Genomic DNA, 22,935 nt, shown 5'->3' with positions numbered 1-22,935 from the left:
TATCATATTATAATATAGCGGTATATATCAAAGAGGAATAAAATATTTATGATAAAAAAAAATATAGTAATTATTTTTATATTATTCTTGCTTATAAGCTGCGGTAACTTTTCAAAGTCTTCCGATTTATTAAAAGAAAATGAGGCATCATCAGACAAACTTCAGGTTTATGCGAGCATATACCCTATATATGATTTTGTAAAAAAAATAGGTGCAGATAAAATAGATGCTTATAATATAACATCTGCGGGAACAGAACCGCATGATTTTGAAATAACTTCAAAAGACATGGCTGATTTAACAAAAGCAGATTTATTCATTTATAACGGCGGGGGAATGGAGCATTATATTGATACTGTAAAAAATGCAGTAAAAGAATTAAAATATATTGAAGCTTCTTCCAACATGAGCATAGAAGGTTTGGATCCTCATTTTTGGATTTCTCCTTTAAAAGCAAAAAAACAGATGGAAAATATCAAAAATGCATTATCCGAAATAGATTCTGATAATGCAGATTATTATAATTCTAATTATAATTTTTATGCAGATAAGCTTGATAGATTGGATAATAGTATTAAAGATTCTCTTTCAAAAATAAAAAATACTAATTTGGTTGTAACTCACCCGGCTTTCGGACATTTTTGCAGAGCTTATTCATTAAATCAGGTCGCCATTGCAAGAGATGAGGCGGATCCTAAGACTATGTCAGGCATAATAGATTTTATAAAAAATAATAATGTTAAAGCTGTATTTTGTGAAGATTTTTCAAGTTCAAATCTGGCGGATTCTATTGCAAAAGAAACGGGAGTAAAAATATTAACATTAAATCCTATAGAATCTTTAAGTGCCGAGCATATTAATTCGGGAGAAGATTATTTTTCTGTGATGGAAAAAAATATTATATCATTAACTAACGGACTTAATTAATATATTATGAGTAAAATTATAGAGTTTAAAAATGTGCATTTCGGATATGGCTCTGATGATATACTTAAATGCATAAGCTTTGATATAAATAGAGGTGATTTTGTTTCTATAATAGGATCCAACGGAGCAGGAAAAAGCACTATATTAAAACTCATTTTAGGAGAGATCAACAGATACAGAGGCTCTATAAATATTTATGAAGAGGATATACATAAATTTAAAGAGTGGAATAAGATAGGATATTTAGAACAAAATGCCTATTCTAAAATTTTAAACTTTCCTGCTACAGTTTATGAAATAGTAATGTCGAATAATTTTTACGATATAGGTTTATTCAGATTTCCTAATAAGAATCACCGTATTAAAGTTATGAATTCGTTAAGGCTTTTCGGAATGGAAAAGTATAAAGACAGAATGATATCAAAGCTTTCGGGAGGACAAATTCAGAGAGTATTTTTAGCAAGAACTTTAATATCAAATCCTGATATTCTTCTTCTTGATGAACCTGCTAACGGAGTTGACAGCGAAACTGTAAATTTAATATATAAAATACTGTATGATTTGAATAATGAAAAAAAGATAACTGTAATAATGGTAACTCATGATTTTGAAAGAATATCTTATATATCTAATAGAATATTTTGTTTTGAAGAGGGTTCTTTAATTGAGCTTGAAAAAAATCAGATAAATGATGAGCTTTCTCATAAACATAAGCATCCTCATAAAGATGATATTTGCTCATGTTAGTTCTTAATAAACAATTATTGTAATATCTTATTTTTACTATGAACTTATGAAAAGTTTTTATTATGCTTTGATGATAAGGCAGATTTAAATAATATTATTATAATAAAGCTTATTATACTGATTAAAACTATCGCAGCTCCGGGTTTTAATCCTTTATAGTAAGAAATAAATATTCCAGATACCGTAAAAAATAAATTAAATAATACGGCATAAATAATAGTTTTTTTATAGCTGTCTGCAATCTGCATAGAACATGCAATTGGAACTACCATCATAGAGGATACTATCAAAGCTCCTATAGTTCTGGCAGATATTGATACCGTTACAGCAGTAAGTATTGTGAATATGAAATTTATTCTGCTTACAGGCACGCCTGAAAGTTTTGCAAGCCTTTCATTGAATGCTATATAAAAAATTTCTTTGTATAATAAAATAAAAATAAGTATGGATATTGAACTTATTAATATTATAAGCTTTAATTCAAAATCGCTTATAGCAACAATGCTTCCGAATAAAAAGCTGTTGAAGTTAGAATTATTTTGTACAAATCCTGAAAGTATCCCTGCAATTGATACAGAGGCAGACATTATAATAGATATTGACATTTCGCTGTATTTTGAAATTTTTTTTCTTATAAACTCTATTGATAATGCGGATAATATGCAGAATATAATAGAAGCTGCTATAGGATTTATATTGAAAACCAAACCGAATGTAACTCCTGCAAGAGAAGTATGCGATAGAGCGTCCCCCATCATAGAAAGCCTTTTTAATACCACAACAATGCCTATACAGGGTATGATTACGGCAAGCATAATTCCTACCAGAAAAGCTTTACGCATAAAATCATATTCAAATATTTCCATAATTATTATTTCCTTAAATTTGTTATTATAAACTTATAGTTTCAAATATGATTATTATCTTATCTGCTTTATTAATTTGCATATAAGTTCTGCCTCGTTTTTCTGCAAAGTAGGGTATATAGGCAGTGATATGCTTTTTAAATATGCATTTTCAGTATTAGGGTAATTTTCATTAGGCAGATTAAGATACCTATGCAGAGGTTTGAATACAGGTCTTGCGGCTTCCACATTATGACGCTCAAACATTTTTACAGCATCATGAATATTCATATTTCCGTTAAGCATACATACATATCTGTAATACGAAGGCTTTTCACTGTCATGTACGGATAGCTTCATTAAATTGCTTTCAAGTACAGCATTATCATAAAAAGAAGCAATATCGGCTCTCACTTCAACCATTCTTTCAAGATGCTTAAGTTCTTCTATTCCTATAGAAGCCTGAAGATCTGTTGCGCAGTAATTAAATCTTTTTATAAAGCTTTCTTTTTTATCATAATGAATTATATCTCTTATGGCGTCCATTCCCTTTTTTTTTGTAAGTATCATTCCGCCTGCACCGCCTGAAGTAATCATTCTTGTTGCAGATAGTGAGAAATAGGCAAAATCTCCGAAGCTTCCAAGCAAATTATCTCTGTATCTTCCTCCCAAGCTATGAGATGCATCTTCTATAACGGGTATTTTAATATCGGCAAGTTCATCTATCAAAGTGCAGTTTCCGAACATATGCGAAACTATAATTGCTTTTGTTTTTTTATTAATAGATTCTATTACATTATCCATAGATATTTGAAAGCTGTCTTCGTCTATATCTATAAGTACAGGAGAAGCTTTTAGATTTATAACTGTCTGAAGAGGCGAGGCATTAAGAAAAGAGGACATTATAACCTCATCGCCTTCTCCTATATTAAGATATCTCAATATCAATTCCAATGCGGCGCTTCCGCTATTAACAAATATAGCTGTAAATCCTTTTCCGAAATAGTTTGCAAAATTTCTTTCAAACTCATGTATAACATCTCCTGTTGCAAGATTATCGCTTATCATAACCCTTAAAGCAGATTCTAAATCCTTTTTTCTTATGGTAGGTCTGGAATGTCTTATCAATTTATTGTCCTGTATTTAGTTTATTATTACAGTGAAATATAATACCATAAAATATATTATTTTCAATATTTGAATTATATCTATTCCGCTATTTAAGACTTTACTTAAATAAATTATTATTTTTTAATTTATAAATATTTGACTTTATTAACTGCATATTATATTATACTATAAGCGGTAATTATGTATTTAAGGAGACATCATAATGAAAAGGTTATTGTCTATATTGTTATTATCAGCTGTAATATCGGCTGTTTCTTGTTCGGATAATTCTGTTAATACATTTTCTGAAGACGGTAAAGTTTTAAAAATAGGAATACTTCAGTTGGTGGAGCATAATGCTTTGGATAAAGCTAATCAAGGTTTTGTAGACGGATTAAAAGAAGCAGGTTATGAAGACGGAAAAAATATTATTATAGATTATCAGAATGCTCAGGGAGAACAGGCAAACTGCATTACAATATCGCAGAAATTTGTTAATGACAGAGCAGATTTAATACTTGCAATAGCAACTCCTGCAGCGCAGGCAGCGGCAAACATCACTAAAGATATACCCATACTTGTTACAGCGGTTACTGATCCTGCCGATTCAAAATTGGTTGCTGATAATAATGCTCCTGGAGGAAATGTTACGGGCACTTCGGATTTAACTCCTGTAAAGGAACAAATAGATTTGCTGAAAAAATTAGTTCCTTCGGCTAAGAAAATAGCATTTTTATATAATTCAAGCGAACAAAACTCAAAATTCCAAGTTGATATGGCAAAAGAAAAAGCAGATGAAATCGGTTTATCATATATTGATGCCGCAATCACCAATCCTAACGATATACAGCAGATAGTTCAAAGCTTAGTAGGAAAAGTTGATGCAGTATATGTGCCTACCGATAATATGGTTTCTTCAGGTATGGCTAATGTAATTTCTATTACCGAGCCTGCCAAAATACCCGTTATATGCGGAGAGGCTGGAATGCTTAATGCGGGAGGACTTGCAACTTACGGCATAGATTATTATGAGCTTGGAAAATTAACTGCTTATCAGGCTGTAAAAATACTTAAAGGCGAGTCAGAACCTGCGTCTATGCCTATAGAATATATACAAAATCCTGTGCTGGAAGTAAATACTAATGCGGCGCATAAATTAGGCATAATAATACCTTCGGATTTATAAAATTATTTAATCAGTTTATATAAAGCCTGTATAAGATATTATATGGGCTTTTTTGCTTTATGCATTATGAATAATATAAAAATAACAATACAGTATGACGGTACAGATTTTTACGGCTGGCAGATACAGCCCAATTTGAGAACAGTGCAGGGAGAAATATATAAAGCAGTTCAGAAAATATACGGAGAAAAAATAACTATATACGGATGCGGAAGAACCGATGCAGGAGTTCATGCATTAGGACAGGTTGCTAATTTCAGAATACCTGAAATGATTGTGCCTATTGACAGAGTTCATACAGCTTTAAACTCCTGCTTAGACAGAGATTTAAGAATAATAAAAGCCGAAGAAATGGAAGATAATTTTAATGCCAGAGCTTCGGCAGTATTCAGAGAGTATTTATATATAGTTCATAACGGATATATATCTTTTCCTTTTTATAACAGATACGCTTGGTTTTATAGAAAAAATATAATAGATGAAAAACTTATTAATGAATATGCAAAATATTTAGTAGGGGAGCATAATTTTACATCATTTTGTTCTTCAGAAGATGAAAACGATACAAAGTTCAGATATTTGGAAAGAGTTAAAGCAGTAAGAAGGGGCGATACTATATATTTTATTATTAGGGGTAATGCTTTTTTGCATAATATGGTTAGAATAATAGTCGGGACTTTGGTTGAAGGTCAGAAAAAAAGAATGCCTGTTAATTTTATAGAAGATATTTTAAAAAGAGAAGATAGATCAAGCGCATTTGTAACGGCTCCTGCTCATGGGCTTTATTTCAGAAGAGCATTTTTTAAAAATGATTAAACTAAAAAATTAATAAAAGATAAAAAAAACTTGAAATAAATTTTATATATGTTATAATAGTATGCATATTTATTTGGAGAGCTCGTTCAATTGGTAGAGCAGCGGTCTTGAAAACCGCCGGGCTAACACCCATGTGGGTTCGAGTCCCACGCTCTCCGATTATTAAATTAAAAGCAGCTCCCTTTTTAAGGGGCTTTAGCTCATCAGGATAGAGCACTGGTTTCCTAAACCGGGTGGGCAGGTTCGAGTCCTGTAAGCCCCAAAATATTTATCTAATATTTTAATTAAAGATTCTTAAAAATGAATATCAGAGATTATATATCATATATATTTAATAAAAATAAATTAAAAAAAATCAGGCTTTTAATTTCGGATATAGACGGAGTTATGACGGACGGAAGGCTTATAATTGATGATAACGGCATTGAAAGTAAATTCTTTCATACTCAGGACGGTACAGGTATAATAATGGCGTTAAAATCAGAAATAAAAATATCTGTTATTTCAGGAAGCAGCTCCAGCTCTATTAAAGCCAGATTTGACAAATTCAGAAAATACGGTTTTGAAGATTTAATATTAGGCAAAGAAAATAAGATGCCTTCTGTTTTAACTTTAATTGAAAAATACGGTTTAAATAAAGAAGAGATTGCATATATAGGCGATGATCTGATAGATTTAAAAGTTATGAGGTATGCGGGAATATCGTTTGCCCCTAAAGATGCGCATTATGAGGCTTTAAAAACTGCTGATATAATAATTAATAAAAAAGGCGGTCATGGAGCATTTAGGGCTGCAGTAGATATGATATTAAAGTCGAAAGGTATTTACAGTGAAGTTATTAAACGGTTTTAATATATTAATGCTTTTATTATTTTCTTCATGTACAAATTTTAAGGATATAGGCAAAGAATTTAATCAGGAAAAAGATTTTGTTCCTCCTCCTGATATGGAGTTTTACGGCTTCAGAAGAGAGAGTTATGATACAAACTTTAAGCAGCTGGATTCTTTTGCCGTAAATGCTAAATTTTATAATCAGAAAAAAATAATAGAATTATATGACAGCAGAAGCTATACTTATGAATCTAATAGAACTATAGCCGCCAGCATATCGGGCGAGTTTGTAATTATAAATCAGGAAACATTATATACCCAGATATATACAAATGTGATTGCAAAATCTTCAAATAATACCATTCTTTATACGGAATATCTGCAATGGGATAATGAAAAACAGCAGTTTAGAAGTCCCGTTCCTATAAGAATTGAGCATGAAGACGGAAGCTGGCTTACGGGAAGCAGTATGGAGGGAGATATCGGTTTGGAGCATATTACCATATATAATGAGGTTGATGAGGGTAATGCTATAGGAGTGCCTGTTGCCGAAGATAAATAAGCTTTTTATCATACCGATATTTTTTATAATAACATTAACTTTAATAGCTCAATCAAGAAGAAGCGCCGATAAATTCACATATAATAATAAAACAAAAGTTTTTCAGTATACTGGAAATTCTAAAATGGAAGATTCATCAGCCGTTATTACAAGCCATATTATGACATTTTATCAGGAAACGGAATTGGCTACATTCAGCGGGGGCGTAAGACTATTAAGCAAGACTAATAAATCGGAAATAACGGGAGGATATGCGAGCTATAACGGAAAAAGCAGATATGCTTATGTAAAAAATAAACCTATGCTTAGATCCTCTGAAAATAATATGACCATAAGAAGTTCTTTTATGGAGAGAGATTTTAATACGCCTATTGCAAAAGCCATAAGCAATGTTCATCTTACCCATATTGATGCAGAGAGTAAAAGAAAAACAGACGGATATTGCGATAATTTAATTTATAATATAGATAGCGAAATTGCAGTTCTTAAAGGAAATCCGAGACTCTATCAAGGAGCCGACAGACTTGAAGGCGAGATATTAGAGTATAATGCTAAAACAGAAACCGCTAATGTTATGGGAAGGGGAAAAATATATATACTTCAGACTAATAATTATATTAATTCCTCTGAGACAAATAAAAAAAACGGTGATGTAAGCAATTATAATATTGTAACGGCTGACAGATTATTTTTAAATGAATACGGAGGAAAAGATAATAATACCCGTATTTTATATGCATATGGTAATGTTACGGCATACTTTTATGAAGAAAATATGATACTTAAAGGCGGCAGCATAGAGTATGAAATAGATAATGAGCATGTATATATGTATGAAGATCCTTCCGTAAGAATACCTGACAGAGGAATTATAGCTTTCGGCGAATGGATAGAATATAAAAAAGATGAAGAGTTTAAAGATGTTATATTTCATAATGATGTTGCTATGATTGATTATGATGAAAGCTTGTCATTAGAGGGAGATCTGCTTCATTTAGACCCTGATACCAAAGTAGCTACAGTAAGCGGAAGTCCTAAGGCTTATGTTGAAGACAGAAGCATGAAAATTACTTCTGTTACTATGCAGATGTTTAATGATGATGAAAAATTAAGGGCTAACGGAAATGTATTTGTAGAGGTCAGAGATATGAACTCAAAAAGCGCTTGGGCTACTTATTTTGATAAGCAGAAATATTTAAGACTTTGGGGAGAAAGTCCTTATTTGAAAAAGAAAGACAGTACTGTAAGGGCTAGGGAAATAAAGTATTATATAGATACAGAAAAAATAGAAGCTATGGGTGTAAGCGGTGAAATATCTGAGTAATATTCTGTTTTTTTTGTTATTTTTATTAATTTTATTATCATGTCATAAAAGCACAGAGCCTCTTAATAAGTCTAAAATATATAATGTTAATATAACATATATTGAAGACGAAGGTATTATAGGTTTTGAGGCAGGCGATTTTCTTGATATTTTTGATGAAGATCTTTCAAATATTACTTATGAAATATTAGGTTATAAGATAAGGTATAACTTAAAAAACGGCATAAGAGATGAAAAATTTTATAATAACAATAGAGAAATAATTCTTAAAAATTCGGATATATTTAAGCAATATTTTATAGATATAAAAAATACGGATTTAGATGTTTTAGAAAAATATATATTATACTCTCTTTCTAATGAAAGCAGAATAAATATAAAAAAATTATTCGGATATGAATATGAAGTACCGTTAAGCTTAGCGGCTGAAAATATAGCGCCGTCATACAGGCAAAGCGTACTTAATGTTTGGAATAGTCCTGTAAAGGGAAGAAGCAGATTAATGCTTGGAGATAAATTATTTATTTTTACTTCATTGTATTGGAAAATAGCCGCAAATGAGTTTAAAGATTCCTCTGTTATTATAATTAATATGCCTCTTACTTCAAATTATATAGGCATGAGCGCTAAATCAATAGCTGACGGAGGCTTTATTGACAGAATAGTTTCAGAGAACTGCAGCATAAAGCCATGCAGATCTATTGCGGTAATAAGCACTTATCAATTATTAAATTCAGGCTTAGATAAAGAAACATTGAAGAAAATATTTTCTTATTATATTGTTCAGACTATGGCTATGATGTTTCCTAAATACGACATTCACAGCGAAGAGGAGCATTCAATTATGTCTGAGGTGAATAGGTTTGATTATCTTAGCTGGTACAGCAATATAATAAACTTTCAATTAAAGCCGCCTTATAAAACAATAAAATGCTACAGAGATACTATTAAAAACTGATATATAAAAATAGTATTAGATGAAGTAAAATAAACATTATATGAAAAATGTCTATAAGAAACTCTACAAAAATTATTAAATGTCTAAAAATATGTGTTATATGTAGTAAAAAAAAAAAAAAAAAAATAGACAATTGTAAATTTTTTGTATAATACAATAAAAACAGTATTTACACTAAATAAAAATAATAGTATTATTAATAATAAACATTTTAATTATTATGTCGGTTTTTATTATGGCGGAGGAAATTATTTTTATTATGAAAAAGATTTTTATTAATATTTTAATCTTTATATTCTGTTTACCGCTTTACGGTTTTGATGAAGGCTTTATATGGGCATTAAAAGCAAACTTTAACGGCTCTGCAACTATGCCTTCTATAAGCAAAGCGGATTTGGATAAGATGGGAGCCTCGTATATGAAGGGGGCTGTCGGATATACTATGGACGGCGAAGCCGAGCTTGGCTACCTATTCGGTTCTGAAAAATGGTTTAATTCTATGAGCAGCGATAAATTCAGCGGTATGAGTTTTTTCGGATCTATAGGAGTAGGAAGCGGATTTGCAGGACAGGTTGCAGGAAATACCTTTGATGGAAATACCGTTAATATGTTTATTAATGTAAGCTATACTCCTGTAATAAGTTTCGGAGTAGGTACTAAAGCTTATTTTTTTAACAGCAAATTAGCTTTAGGGCTTCATATAGGAGGCAGAATGATAGCGGATTTATCTCCTGAGTATTTGGCTTATGACGATGCGGGTTTGCCGGAGCTGCCTGAAATAGGGGAGATAATTGTAACCGATTTTATGATAAAAAATATGAATCCTGTAATGTTCAGCGTAAAGCTTATGCTGGAATATAATCAGCCTGTTGTTGATAACAGACTTGAAGTTATACTTGGAGCTTATGCCAGATTTAATGTATATTCTCCTAAATATATAACTATGCCTGATTCTTTATTTGAGCTTATGAGTCAAGTAAGGCCTGATTTTACAATGGAAACGCCTTTAAAATCTTATTTTATAAATTCTTTAGATTTCGGATTAACTCTGGGATTAGGGTTTAATGTTTAAAATTTAAATAAATTAAGGAGAGCAATAATGAAAAAGATAAATATCTTAATTTTTTTAGCTTCAGCATCATTTTTTATTTTTTCATGCGGCGGCAATTTTTTTAATCCTAAATATTACTACGGAAAAAGTAATAATGGATTATATGCAGAAGAGGAAGCTCCTCCGCCTCCGCCTGAATATGTTGACGCTGCTTCAGACCCTTTTAAAGTAGGAGAATGGAATAATATAAATTACGGAGGTTATGACGGAAGCAAATTTGACAGTGAATGGATGTTTGAGGCAAGTTTTGATGCTGGCAAAGGAAATCTGCCTATATATATGTTTAGTACGCTTAGCAAAAAATGGTTTCCGGGAGGCAAAGATTGGAAAGGAAAACAGGCTTATTATTATATCCCTGAAACAGGACTTAATAAAGTTTATAATGCCCCTGTTTTAGGCACTATTAATATTAATCCTTTAACAATATATAAATATAACGGAGATAATCCGCTTTATGCTAAAAGCGGCTATTTAGAAGGGAGAATGGACAGATTCCGATTTTATTCTATAGACGGAAAGGCTAGTATAGAACTTAAGCAGTATTTAATAGCTGTGGATACTTATTCTAAATTTGTATTTGCTTATGGTAAGATTACAGCTACAGGATCTCTTTTAGGTAATGTTTATCCTAAAGACTTCAGAGCTATAGAATATTATGCAAAAAGAATTCCTTTTTACGAGTATGACCCTATAGGTTATGTTGATAAATCTGGTAAAGTTGTTTTATATGATGATTATACATCCGAATTCCCAAAAGATCCTACAGGCTATGAACCTAAGCAGCATGGCTATGAAGAGATGGCTTCTCATAGTGAAAACGGCAAAGGGCGTTCTCCGTATTTATCTAAACACAATAATGACAAATATAAGATTACTATTACAGTTAAAGAATTGAAAAATATCAGCGTAAGAAGCAGAACAAAAGTGTTCGGCATTCCGGGTAAACCAGGAGATTATGCAGGATTTACATATAGTATAGCGGGAACAGCTTATGACAGTTCTATTCTTATAGAAGATCTTGATATTATTGAAAATAAAGATCCTAGATCAGAATCTATAACAGGTGCGATATATTGGAGTGAGGTATTGGAATTATATATAGGAAAAACTGCATATTTTTCTTCAAGCAAGGAATATGAAATAACAGTCGGAAAAGAGATGAATATAGATTTAGGATCAAGAGTTGATAAATATAACTGGGAAACATTATTTGCAGATACTGCTAAATTCGGAGAGAATGGAAGCGGTAATATGGCTGAAAAAAATTCTCCTAAATTAAGATTAAAGTATAATGATGCAGAAAAGTGTTTTAAACCTGATTCAGGAGAAAGCATAATTAGTAATTCAAATACTTTATGCTCTATAACTTATGATGATAATTTTACTCTTAAAGAGGGAGAGGAAAAGGATATTACAATAAAATATAATTGGAAAAAAGGAAACGATACTTCCAACGGAGAAGAGTTTGAAATAACTTATAAATTAAAATTTGAAAAAGCAGAATAGCAGCACCATAATTATATACTTATAAAATAAAAGGCATCGGATTTAAAAAAGTCTGATGCCTTTTTTATAATAATTGATTTTAATTAATATTATTATTAGCAGAATATAATATATTTTTTATAGAATTAAAGTCATGAAAATATTCAGATTATAGAAATAATTAATAATATAATTATGTTATTACAATTTCTTATAATGATAAAAGAAAGTATGTCAAAAATAAAATAATATGTTCATCTAAAAAAACATTAATATTATAATAGAATCAAGAAATTTTAAAATTATATGTTTTTATTTTTTATTATAATTTTCAAGACCATGACAATGCTTATATTTTTTTCCGCTTCCGCAGGGACAAGGATCATTTCTTCCTATTTTCTTCGGCATTTTTACATCAGCATGATTAATTCTGTCATTATGATTTATGCCTTCCATAGCATTAGCGCTGCTTTTTTCTTCTACTCCTCCGTCAAATGCGCTTTCTCTTCTAATTGAATCATAAGAATTAGGTATTATTCTAACCCTCATTATAAGATTTACAAGTTCATTATGTATAGCGTCCATAGTAGCTACAAACATTTTATATCCCTCAAGTTTATATTCTGTAAGCGGATTTTTTTCGGCATATCCTCTTAAGCCTATGCCTTCTCTTAAACTATCCATAGCAAATAAATGATCTTTCCATCTGTTATCTATTATTGACAGGAATATATTTTTTTCCGCTTCTCTGAATATTTTTTCATCTATTTCTGAAGCTTTTTTTCTGTATATTTCTGTAAGTATATCAGTAAAGTTTTTAACGGCATTATCATAGCCGCCTTCAGAGGCTTTATTTACGGCGCTTTCATCTATGCTTATTAAATAACTATTAAGCCATTTTTCTGCTTCCAAAGCATCAATATGTTTTTTATTTCCTGATATATTTTTAATTGCTTCTTCGGTTACTTCTCCTATTATTTCCTCAACTCTTGAAGATATATTGTCCGAATAAAGTATATAATCTCTTTCTGCATAAACTGCCATACGCTGCTGATTCATAACATCATCATATTCCAGCAAATGTTTTCTTATATCAAAGTTTCTGCCTTCAACTTTTCTCTGAGCGTTTTCTATAGATTTATTTAGCCATTTATGCCCAAGCTCTTCTTCTTCTCCCATTCCCATAGCAAGCATCATTTTTGAAACTCTCTCTCCTCCGAAAAGACGCATTAAGTCATCTTCAAGCGATAAGAAAAATACGCTTAAACCCGGATCTCCCTGTCTTCCGCTTCTTCCTCTAAGCTGATTATCGATGCGCCTTGCCTCATGTCTCTCGCTTCCTATAACATGAAGACCTCCTCTTGCGAGCACTTTTTCTTTATCTGTTTTTGATCTCTCATTTATTTGTATTATTTTTTCTGTTTTTTCTATCATTTCAGAGGCATTATTTTTTTCAGCCAATTCTTTAGCCTCGTCTGTTTTTCCTGCAATAATATTTCTTACAAAAGCTTCTTTATAAAGATCCAAAGCTTTTACTTTTTCAGCCAATTCTTCTTTTTTATAAGGATCTCTCTCTTTAAATAATTTATCTTTCATAAGTACAATTATCTGATCTATTTCGGAAACTCCTTTGGCAACAGGATTTCCTCCAAGTACAATATCTGTACCCCGCCCCGCCATATTTGTGGCAAGAGTAACCGCTCCCGGTTCTCCTGCCTGCGCTATTATCTGAGCTTCTCTTGAATGGTTTTTTGCATTTAATACTTCATGACTGATTTTATGTCTTTTAAATACTTTTGAAAGCTCTTCATTCATTTCTACCGATACCGTACCTACAAGCACGGGTTTGCCCTCATCTTGAAGTTCTTTTATATATTTTGCTAAAGCTTCAAATTTAGCTTTTTTTGTTCTGTATATTCTGTCCGATAAATCCTGTCTTGATATAGGTCTGTTTGTAGGTATAACAGCCACATCCAATTTATATATTTTATAAAACTCTTCGGCTTCAGTTTCTGCAGTACCTGTCATACCCGAAAGTTTGGGATACATTCTGAAATAGTTTTGAAATGTAATTGCGGCATAAGTCTGGGATTCATTTTGTATAGCGGCTTTTTCTTTAGCCTCTATTGCCTGATGAAGTCCGTCGCTGTATCTTCTTCCTTCAAGAACTCTTCCTGTAAACTCATCTACAATTAATACTTCGCCGTCTTTAACCATATAGTCAACATCTCTTTTAAATACCTTATGCGCTTTTAATGCCTGATTGACATGATGAACTATAGTGCTGCTTTGAGCTCCGTATAGGTTATCTACATTAAGAAGTTTTTCAACTTTGTGCACTCCTTCTTCGGTAAGATATACATTTTTATCTTTTTCATCAAGAACATAATCTCCCGTTCCTGAAACTTCCCGCATTCTCTCATCAACTTCAGCCTCTTTAAGCATAGGTATTATTCTGTCTATTTCATAATACATTTTTATATTTTTTTCTGCAGGCCCTGATATTATAAGCGGAGTTCTGGCTTCATCTATAAAAATACTGTCAACCTCATCTACTATAGCATAATAGAATTTTCTTTGAACTTTATCCTCTTTTCTTGCAACCATATTATCTCTTAAGTAGTCGAAACCGAATTCATTATTAGTACCGTAAACAACATCAAGATTATAAACGGCGCGTCTTTCAGGCGAATGAGGTTTTGTATTATCAAGTATTCCGACGCTTATTCCAAGCATAGAGTATATAGGCGTCATCCATTCAGCGTCTCTTTTGGCTAGATAATCATTAACCGTTACAACATGCACTCCTAAACCTGTCAATGCGTTCAGATAAACTGCAAGCGTGGCAACAAGGGTTTTTCCTTCTCCCGTCTTCATTTCTGCAATTCTTCCCTGATGAAGTACAGCTCCTCCCATTATCTGAACATCAAAATGCCTCATTCCTGTAGTTCTTATGCTTGCTTCCCGAACAACTGCGAATGCTTCAGGAAGTATATTATCTAATATATCCTGAAGCTTTTTTTTATTTTCTTCTTTGCTTAAATCTAATTCTTCCGTTTTGCATCCTATATATTTTTCCACTTTTTCTCTGAACTCTTTTGTTTTATTTGTAAGTTCTTCATTACTTAATTTTTTTATTTCTTCTTCAAATGTTAATGTTTTTTCAGCTATAGGCTTTAATATTTTAGCATCATTTTGTTCTTTAGAGCCGAATATTAATTTAAAAACTAAGTCCATTGCTCCCATCAGATATAAATCTCCTTAAAAGTGAAAATTGTATTATGATATTAACCTAAATAAATAATTAAAATTTTGTATAATAAAACTCAATAATAACATAAAATGTAAATATAATAAAGCAGAAAATGTATATATTTTTAAATATAAAAATAATCCTATTTTTGTGCAGGCGGGCATTAAAATTAATTGTTTTCTATTGACAAAAATATATAAAATGTTAGAATATACAAACATAATGTTAGAATATACAAACATTATTATATATATATTAATTTTTTATTTTTAAGGGGAGATTTATGAAATTAACTGAATTGGATATTGAGGAAGGTTTTATTGTTGATAAGGTGTCAACTGACGGAGAAATAAGACAGAGAATTATAGAAATGGGATTTACTCCGGGAACTAAGGGCTGGGTTGTGAGAAAAGCGCCTCTCGGAGATCCTATACAAGTACATATAATGGATTATGAAATTTCTTTGAGAAAATCTGAAGCTGACGGAATAGAAGTTGATAGATTCAATATTGATATAAAAAAAAGAAAAACTATTGAATATAAAGAAATAAATACTGAAGATATATTTGTGGAAGATAAAAATAGTATAGCTAAAAAGATAAAAGTTCCTTCTAATAATATAAAATTTAAAGTAGCAATAGCAGGCAATCCTAATTCGGGTAAAACAACTATATTTAATGCTTTAACGGGTGCTAATTATAAAGTAGCAAATTATCCCGGAGTAACTGTTGAAAAAAGACAGGCTGATATCATATATAACGGCTATACTTATGATTTGATAGATTTACCGGGGGTGTACAGCTTAAGTGCATATTCTCAAGATGAGGTTGTGGCATGCGATGTTCTTCTTAATGAAAAGCCCGATTTTGTTATAAATGTTATAGACGCTACAAATTTGGAAAGGAATCTTTATCTTACTTTTCAGCTTGTAGAGTTGGGCATACCTATAATATGCGTGCTTAATATGTATGAGTATGCAGAAAAAAACGGAATAAAAATTGATGAGAAAAATCTAACTGAATTATTTAAATTTCCTGTTATAAAAGTTCATGGAAATAAATATGAAAGTGTTATTATGATATTGGATAAAATAGAGGAGCTTTATAAATCTGGAAACAAATTAGTCAAAGACTCTGCTATAAGATACGGCGAAGAGGCAGAAGAATCCATAAAAGTAATTACAGATAAGATGCAGGGAGATATAAGCGGTTTGCATAAAAGATGGCTTGCCATTAAGGCTTTAGAAAAAGATGAAAGAGCCATTCATTCCATAAGAAGACAATGTAATAACGGCGGGGAGGTAATAGAAGCTTTAAATAATGAAATAATTAAATTGGAAGCCTCTATGAATACTAAAACCGATTCTGTAATGGCTGATAAAAGATATTCGTATATAAGAGGAGCTTTGCAGGAAGCTGTACATAAAGACAATATACAGGCATTTAATTTTACTGAGGCTGCCGATATAATATTTTTAAATAAATGGCTTGGTCTTCCGATATTTTTGATTGTATTATGGCTTATATTTAAAATAACATTTACAGTTGGGGCATATCCTCAGAAATGGTTTGAAATTGGTATAGAAGGATTATCCAACCTTGCAGGCAGGCTTCTTCCAGACGGCAGTTTGATGCAGTCCGTTATTGTAGACGGTGTTATAGGAGGCGTAGGCTCTGTACTTTCCTTTCTTCCTCTTGTGCTGATACTATTTACAGGTATTTCATTTTTAGAAGATTCAGGCTATATGGCAAGAGCGGCTTTTTTAATGGATAAAATAATGCATAAATTAGGTTTGCATGGTCAGTCATTTATACCTCTTTTTCTAGGCTTCGGATGCACCATTCCTGCCGTAATGTCAGCACGCACGCTTAGGAGTAAAAAAGACAGAATTGTAACGGTTTTAATAACTACATTTATGAGCTGCGGAGCCAGACTTCCAGTTTATGTTCTTCTTATAGGCGCTTTCTTTTCTCCAAAAATTGCTCCTTCAATTATGTTTAGTATATATATAATAGGTGTATTGATGGCATTTGTAATGGCATTCATATTTAGGAGAGCATTTTTTAAAGGAGAAGAAACTCCATTTGTAATGGAGCTTCCCCCGTATAGAATTCCCAGAGCTAAGACCGTATTAAGACATATGTTCGACAGAGGATTTATGTATATTAAGAAAGCAGGTACTTATGTATTTGCCGCATCCGTAATAATATGGGCATTAATGACATTCCCTCAGTATATACCTGCTGAAGATGATAATATCAAACTTATGCAGGAAGCTAAAGAATTGGCAGTTTCTCAAGGTTTAGATGTCAATGATGAAGAAATAGTAAATACTGAGTATGATAGATTAATGGCTTCTGAAGGTTTAAAACATAGCTATGCTGGTAAAATAGGAACATTTATAGAGCCTGTATTAAAGCCTTTAGGATTTGATTGGCGAATAGGAATTGGACTTGTAGCTGGAGGAGCTGCAAAAGAGGTGCTTGTATCTACAATAGCTCAAATAAAATCTATAGAAGACGGTGATGAAGCAGTACTTACAGAATCATTACAAAATGACATTGTATTTAATCCTGTGGTAGCATATACTTTATTGCTCTTTGTACTGTTATACTTCCCTTGCTTTGCTGCTGTAGGTGTTATAGGCTCTGAGATAGGTAAGAAATGGATACCTTTCTTAATGATTTATACATTGGTAGTTGCTTGGGCAGTTAGTTTTATTTTTTATCAAATAGCAGGAAGAATTGCGGGTATTATATAGTTTTGCAAACGGTATATTTTTTATATATAATATTTTTATTTAATTATATCATAAAATTTTTATATTTTTGATATAGGCATTGTTTTATTAGTATGCTTAATTTAATCAGAAATTATATATTAAGAATATGCCTTTTATTAGAAATATTTTATTTATTATAATACTGTCAGTATTGTTTGATACCTGCGGAAGTTATTTAAATCCGAGATATTATTATCAGCAAATGAATACCGACAGAGAAGAAAACGGAACTGAAGAGCCTGATATCGGAGAAGAGGGTATTTTAGATCCTAAGAAAGATCCTTTCAAAACGGGCGATTGGAATGATCCTAATTACAGAGGTTTTAGTCTTGATCTTGATAATGAGTATGTAATAGCAGCCTCTTTTGATTTGAAGAACAGACCTAAATATATGCTGATAAAAGATGATACTTGGAAATCGGGTGACATATACAGAAATGAATATTATTATAACGGTACAAATACAAAAGCTGCAGGATTTAATGTAAGTAAAGTAAAATATTATATGTATAAGAATATGAATCCTGCTTTCGGTTCTGAAAGTTCATATAATAAAAGCGATAGATTAAAGAGATTTTGGTTTTATAGATTTACAGGAAGTGCTGGACTTAATACCGATAATTATCTGATAGCTATAGACAGTTATTCAAAGCTTGTATTTGCATTTGCTGTTCCTACTAAATGGAAAAAAATACTTGGAATACCTGCACCTTTAGAATGGGGCGCTGTGGAATTAGGATGGGAAGCCAGTGCAGGCAGTGAAAACTTAAACAGCCAGATAAAGTTTGCAGTCAGCGGACTTTCTTATTTTTATGAATATGATCCTGTGGGAATAGTAAAGCCTAACGGAGAAATTGAAATATATAAATGGTGTTTGGATTCTATAGGCAATAATAAGAGATATGCGCCGAGACTTGACGGTAATCCTTCCGATTTAACTAGAAAAATTGCCGATTATGGTTTTGCAGGACGATCTCCTTATCTGCCTATAAAATAGTAAAAAATAAAAATCAGCTTTTAAATCCCATGTATTAAAATATAAGCATATAAAGTATTTTTCAAGATGAATATTTAAATTATGTGGGATTTTTTCTGCATTATACACTCTTGATATAATTCATAATAATTGAGTAAAGTTTATATATATATTTAATACATAATGTATGATAAAATTAATATATAATCTTGAATATTAATTTTATAGTTTTTTGTAAAAAATTATAAAAAGTTAATTATATACTGTTTATTTTCTTTAATAAATGGCTTATTTTATTTAAATAATTTGTTTAACTAAAGCTATACTATAATTATTGAGGAAATGCGTATGTATAATGATTTTTTTAATGATGATAATAGTAATGCCGATATTATAAAGGAAAAACAAATATTAGCTTCTATTATATCAAATGGAATATCTTCGGAGAAAGCAAGCACTATAGTGGAAAAGCTGTATTATAAATTCTATAATCTGCATAATATAGTTAATGCTTCGGAAAATGAGCTTTTAAAAATAAAAGGGCTTAATACAAAAAAAATTAATTTAATAAAAAGCATTCCGCTAATTTTGGAGTATTATTTATTAAGCAGTTTGAAATATGATTCTCCGCATATTAAGAAAAAAGATTTAATTAATTATCTTATAATAAAATTAGGAAATCTTAAATTTGAAACTTTTTCTATAATCTGCTTAGATATGAATAAAAGATTTATATCTATGAATCATATATTCAGGGGAACAATAGATTCTGCCACTATATATCCCAGAGATTTAGTAGAGAAGTCTTTATCTCTTGGATCCAGCTATGTTATTATAGCTCATAATCATCCTTCAGGCATATCAAAGCCTTCTAAAGAGGATATTGAAATTACAAAGGTTTTATATAAAGCGTTTATAATGGTTGATGTAAAAATGCTTGATCATATTATAATTGCTGGAAATTCTTTTTATAGTTTTAAGGAAGATGGTATGTTTGATAAATATAGATATAATTAGGAGGATTGAGTATGCTTACTACTAATTTGAAGAAGCCTTTTTATAATAAAATTATAAGAGAATATAAAGAAGATAATAAAAATAATAAAGAAATATCAATAGATGATGATAAGTTTATATCTTTTGTAGGAAAGAATATAAGAGCCATAAGAAAATCTCAAATGAAAACAATATCTGAAATAGCAAAGATGTCAGGAATATCAGATAAATATCTGCAAAGCGTGGAGGTTGGAAAGAGAAACATATCTATTATAAATTTGAATAAAATAGCTAAATCTTTAAATATTCCTATAGCTGTATTATTCAGTTATGATCATATAGAAAAGACAAAAAAGCTTTTGCATATAGCTAATAAATTAAAAAATTATTCTGCTTTGCAGCTTACAAATATAGATATTATAATAAAAGATTTAAAGAATATATAGATTAATTTATATCATAAATAATTTAATTATTTTTTACTATTTAAAAAATAAAAAGTTTTATAGCTTATATATTTATGCAGACTTTAATTTGCAGAAATATTAAAACTTTTTTTATTATTAAAAACTGTATTTATTTTTATATGCGGAATATATATTAATAAGTTGTATTTACTTTTAAATGTATTATAATATAGCAAATTATTAAAAGGAAAAATGGTTTATGAAAATAGCTGTAGGGTGTGATCACAGCGCTTTAGAGTTAAAAAGAGAGATAATAAAATATTTAGAAGAATTGGGACATGAAATAAAAGATTTTGGAGCTTACACTTCGGAAAGTTCCGATTATCCTATATACGGAAAAAAAGTTGCAGATGAAGTTGCAGCAGGAAGATATGAAGGCGGCGTTTTGATATGCGGTACTGGAATAGGAATATCATTATCTGCAAATAAAGTTAAAGGCATAAGAGCAGCTGTATGCAGCGAGCCTTATTCCGCTAAGCTTTCTAAACAGCATAATAATTCTAATATAATAGCATTCGGATCAAGAGTTGTCGGGGTCGGTTTGGCTAAGATGATAGTTAAAGAATGGCTTGATGCTGAATATGAAGGCGGAAGACATGCAAAAAGAGTAGGGCTTATTGCAAAAATAGAAAACGGAGAGGATATTTAATTTTTTTAATAAATTATTATATATTAAAGCTTTGATTTTATAATTATTTTTTATATAAAAATATAAAAGCATTTAGTTTTTATTAATTAAAATTATTTCCTCCAAGTCTTTTTTTATAGTTAAAGCCGTATCATTATCAAAACTTGAAAATGAATTTTTGGTATATAATATATTTTTCTTGCTGTCAATTACTATTATCCAAGGAAGCCATTTAATATTATATTCATCTGAAATATTTTTATCTTTATCAACATCTGCTTCGGTAAAAATAAAATTATCGTCTATAAACTTTTTAAGTTCTTTATTGGCAAATACTTTATCTTTAAGTTCATAGCAGTTAGCGCACCAAACGGCCTTGAAATCTATTAATATGGGTTTATTGTTTTGTTTTGAAAGAGTTAATGCTTTACTATATGATATTAAATTGCAGTTTTCATTTTTTGATTTTATAAATCCGTAAATATTTCCAAATAATAGAGATATTATTAATACGAAAGTAAATATTTTTATTTCTAATAGGCTTAATGCATAATGTTTTCTTTTTATTATGTAAACTATTAATGCAAATACTGTTATCATTAAAGAAGCAAGTATATAACTTATATTATTAAATCCTAAAACTTTGAAAAGTATATCGGCATAGTAGAAACTTATTATTATCATTAATAAAGTAAAAATATATTTAACATAAATCATCCAGCTTCCAGCTTTAGGCATTTTAGTAAGTATTGAAGCAAATGTACCAAGTATAAATAAAACTGAAGAAAATCCCAAAGCATAAACTGCCATATAAAGAGATGCAAACATAGGATTTAGAAATCCTATTTCTAAAATAACGGCTATTATAGGAGCTGCGCATGGGGTGGCTGTTAATCCTGCAAGAAGTCCCATTATGTATTTATGCAATATTGATTGATTTTTTTTAGAGTATGCATTATTTTTTGCAGATTTAAAAAAACTAGGAGATTTAATTTCATAAAAACCTGCCATTGAAAATGTAAAGTATAAAAACAGCAGCACTAAAATAGTTAATATTATGGGATTATATCCTATGCTTCCGAAAAGAATTGTCTTATTAAAAATAAATCCAGCTGCTGAAACCACGGAGCCTAAAAGCGTATATGTTGTTATAACTCCTAAAGCAAATAAAAACGAAGCTGAGACGCTTGATTTTTTATTATCTGAAAAATTATTCTTGCTTCCTAGAATAGATACAGTTACGGAAAGCAAAGGATAAGTACATGGAAGAAGTACGGAAGCCGCTCCCGATAAGAATATCAGAATTAATGTTATAAATATATTATTGCTTTCTTTTATTGAGTTTGCTATAGAGATTGCATTTTCTGGTTTTTTATCCGAATTATCAATATTGATTTTATCTCCGTAAAGTATTTCGCTTTGAGGAGCTAAACATATATTATTCTCTGCAGAACATAATTGATATGATGCCTTTATAAAGATTATATTATTTATATTAATATCTTTTAATATAAACTCAGTCTCTCCTTTTATTATAATGTCATTATGATATTTTTCTCCTTTAGGGTATATTGTATTTATTTCTTTATTGCCGTTAAAAAATAATATTTTATTTGCCGTATCCGATTTAAGATATGCATAATAATTATCTGGTATATTTGCTTTTACAGTTAATTTATTATCATTAGTCTGAAGCATAAAATTAATTTTCGTATTTTTATTTAATTCATTAAATGTATTTAAATCAATTAAATTATTTCCCAATGCGATTGTATATGATGCGATTAGTATTATGATATATTTTAACTGATTTATATTCACTATTTGCGCCCCGTTTTTTATATTAATTTAAGTTTATTTATATAGTAATTTTAAAATAAAAAGCAGCCGATATAAATATTATAACAGCCGCTTATTTTTCAATAAATTAA

19 protein-coding genes and 2 tRNA genes are annotated in these 22,935 nt (G+C 30.3%); 17 read left to right on the top strand and 4 right to left on the bottom strand.

The genetic code is table 11. The features are described 5' to 3' along the window. Positions 1-51 precede the first annotated feature (51 nt). Positions 52-927 carry a zinc ABC transporter substrate-binding protein gene (locus QZ306_RS06235; RefSeq protein ID WP_363322648.1) on the top strand — a complete coding sequence of 292 codons (876 nt, stop codon included), beginning with the start codon at positions 52-54 and terminating at the stop codon, positions 925-927. A gap of 6 nt (positions 928-933) precedes the next feature. Further along, a complete protein-coding gene (locus tag QZ306_RS06230) occupies positions 934-1,674 on the top strand; it encodes a metal ABC transporter ATP-binding protein (protein WP_295162199.1) in 741 nt (246 codons plus the stop codon). A gap of 44 nt (positions 1,675-1,718) precedes the next feature. Here the strand turns inward: QZ306_RS06230 and QZ306_RS06225 are convergent, their stop codons facing one another. Together QZ306_RS06225 and QZ306_RS06220 are read right to left on the bottom strand one after the other, a co-directional pair. After that, entirely contained in the window at positions 1,719-2,540 is an 822-nt protein-coding gene (locus tag QZ306_RS06225) for a metal ABC transporter permease (RefSeq protein ID WP_295162198.1), read from the bottom strand. 54 nt (positions 2,541-2,594) lie between these two features. Further along, positions 2,595-3,647 carry a DegT/DnrJ/EryC1/StrS family aminotransferase gene (locus tag QZ306_RS06220; RefSeq protein ID WP_295162196.1) on the bottom strand — a complete coding sequence of 351 codons (1,053 nt, stop codon included), beginning with the start codon at positions 3,645-3,647 and terminating at the stop codon, positions 2,595-2,597. Between the two features lie 205 nt (positions 3,648-3,852). Between QZ306_RS06220 and QZ306_RS06215 the strand changes: the two genes are divergently transcribed. From QZ306_RS06215 to QZ306_RS06170, 10 genes are all read left to right on the top strand, one after another. Next, on the top strand, positions 3,853-4,815 hold the full coding sequence (locus QZ306_RS06215; protein WP_295162194.1) for an ABC transporter substrate-binding protein: 963 nt from the start codon (positions 3,853-3,855) through the stop codon (positions 4,813-4,815). Positions 4,816-4,881: 66 nt separating this feature from the next. After that, a complete protein-coding gene (gene truA / locus QZ306_RS06210; protein WP_295162224.1) occupies positions 4,882-5,631 on the top strand; it encodes a tRNA pseudouridine(38-40) synthase TruA in 750 nt (249 codons plus the stop codon). Between the two features lie 75 nt (positions 5,632-5,706). Beyond that, positions 5,707-5,789 (top strand) — tRNA-Ser (locus QZ306_RS06205). Between the two features lie 31 nt (positions 5,790-5,820). Further along, positions 5,821-5,893: transfer RNA gene (locus QZ306_RS06200), tRNA-Arg, on the top strand. Between the two features lie 38 nt (positions 5,894-5,931). After that, the gene (locus QZ306_RS06195; protein ID WP_295162192.1) at positions 5,932-6,483 is read left to right on the top strand and encodes an HAD hydrolase family protein; all 552 of its coding nucleotides are present in this window, start codon (positions 5,932-5,934) and stop codon (positions 6,481-6,483) included. Further along, a complete protein-coding gene (lptC, locus tag QZ306_RS06190) occupies positions 6,461-7,024 on the top strand; it encodes an LPS export ABC transporter periplasmic protein LptC (RefSeq protein ID WP_295162190.1) in 564 nt (187 codons plus the stop codon). The genes QZ306_RS06195 and lptC overlap by 23 nt, the downstream gene beginning before the upstream one ends. Next, the gene (locus tag QZ306_RS06185; protein WP_295162189.1) at positions 7,008-8,348 is read left to right on the top strand and encodes an LptA/OstA family protein; all 1,341 of its coding nucleotides are present in this window, start codon (positions 7,008-7,010) and stop codon (positions 8,346-8,348) included. The genes lptC and QZ306_RS06185 overlap by 17 nt, the downstream gene beginning before the upstream one ends. Then, a complete protein-coding gene (locus QZ306_RS06180) occupies positions 8,332-9,306 on the top strand; it encodes a hypothetical protein (protein WP_295162187.1) in 975 nt (324 codons plus the stop codon). The genes QZ306_RS06185 and QZ306_RS06180 overlap by 17 nt, the downstream gene beginning before the upstream one ends. 259 nt (positions 9,307-9,565) lie before the next feature. Further along, complete coding sequence (locus QZ306_RS06175; protein ID WP_295162185.1) at positions 9,566-10,378, top strand: hypothetical protein; 813 nt, start codon at positions 9,566-9,568, stop codon at positions 10,376-10,378. A 27-nt stretch (positions 10,379-10,405) separates the two neighbouring features. Then, entirely contained in the window at positions 10,406-11,923 is a 1,518-nt protein-coding gene (locus QZ306_RS06170) for a hypothetical protein (RefSeq protein ID WP_295162183.1), read from the top strand. 291 nt (positions 11,924-12,214) lie between these two features. On the opposite strand, the gene secA is transcribed toward QZ306_RS06170, so the two are convergent. Beyond that, a complete protein-coding gene (secA, locus tag QZ306_RS06165) occupies positions 12,215-15,148 on the bottom strand; it encodes a preprotein translocase subunit SecA (protein ID WP_295162181.1) in 2,934 nt (977 codons plus the stop codon). Positions 15,149-15,438: 290 nt separating this feature from the next. On the opposite strand from secA, the gene feoB reads away from it, so the two are divergent. The 5 genes from feoB (at position 15,439) to rpiB (ending at position 21,025) form a co-directional block, all read left to right on the top strand. Further along, entirely contained in the window at positions 15,439-17,916 is a 2,478-nt protein-coding gene (gene feoB / locus QZ306_RS06160; protein ID WP_295162179.1) for a ferrous iron transport protein B, read from the top strand. A 127-nt stretch (positions 17,917-18,043) separates the two neighbouring features. After that, a complete protein-coding gene (locus QZ306_RS06155) occupies positions 18,044-18,934 on the top strand; it encodes a hypothetical protein (protein WP_295162177.1) in 891 nt (296 codons plus the stop codon). Positions 18,935-19,261: 327 nt separating this feature from the next. Continuing rightward, positions 19,262-19,930: a JAB domain-containing protein gene (locus tag QZ306_RS06150; protein ID WP_295162175.1), complete on the top strand. Its 669-nt coding sequence runs from the start codon at positions 19,262-19,264 to the stop codon at positions 19,928-19,930. A gap of 11 nt (positions 19,931-19,941) precedes the next feature. Then, a complete protein-coding gene (locus tag QZ306_RS06145) occupies positions 19,942-20,355 on the top strand; it encodes a helix-turn-helix transcriptional regulator (RefSeq protein ID WP_295162173.1) in 414 nt (137 codons plus the stop codon). A gap of 220 nt (positions 20,356-20,575) precedes the next feature. Further along, positions 20,576-21,025 carry a ribose 5-phosphate isomerase B gene (gene rpiB / locus QZ306_RS06140; protein WP_295162171.1) on the top strand — a complete coding sequence of 150 codons (450 nt, stop codon included), beginning with the start codon at positions 20,576-20,578 and terminating at the stop codon, positions 21,023-21,025. A gap of 72 nt (positions 21,026-21,097) precedes the next feature. Here rpiB and QZ306_RS06135 read toward each other — a convergent pair whose 3' ends face one another. Then, positions 21,098-22,825 carry a cytochrome c biogenesis protein CcdA gene (locus tag QZ306_RS06135; protein ID WP_295162170.1) on the bottom strand — a complete coding sequence of 576 codons (1,728 nt, stop codon included), beginning with the start codon at positions 22,823-22,825 and terminating at the stop codon, positions 21,098-21,100. Positions 22,826-22,935 lie beyond the last annotated feature (110 nt).

The sequence above is a fragment of the uncultured Brachyspira sp. genome (genome assembly GCF_910588665.1).
Taxonomy (GTDB): Bacteria; Spirochaetota; Brachyspiria; order Brachyspirales; family Brachyspiraceae; genus Brachyspira.
The sequence above is the reverse complement of the archived record's forward strand: the minus strand, read 5'-3'. Positions and strand labels throughout refer to the sequence as shown.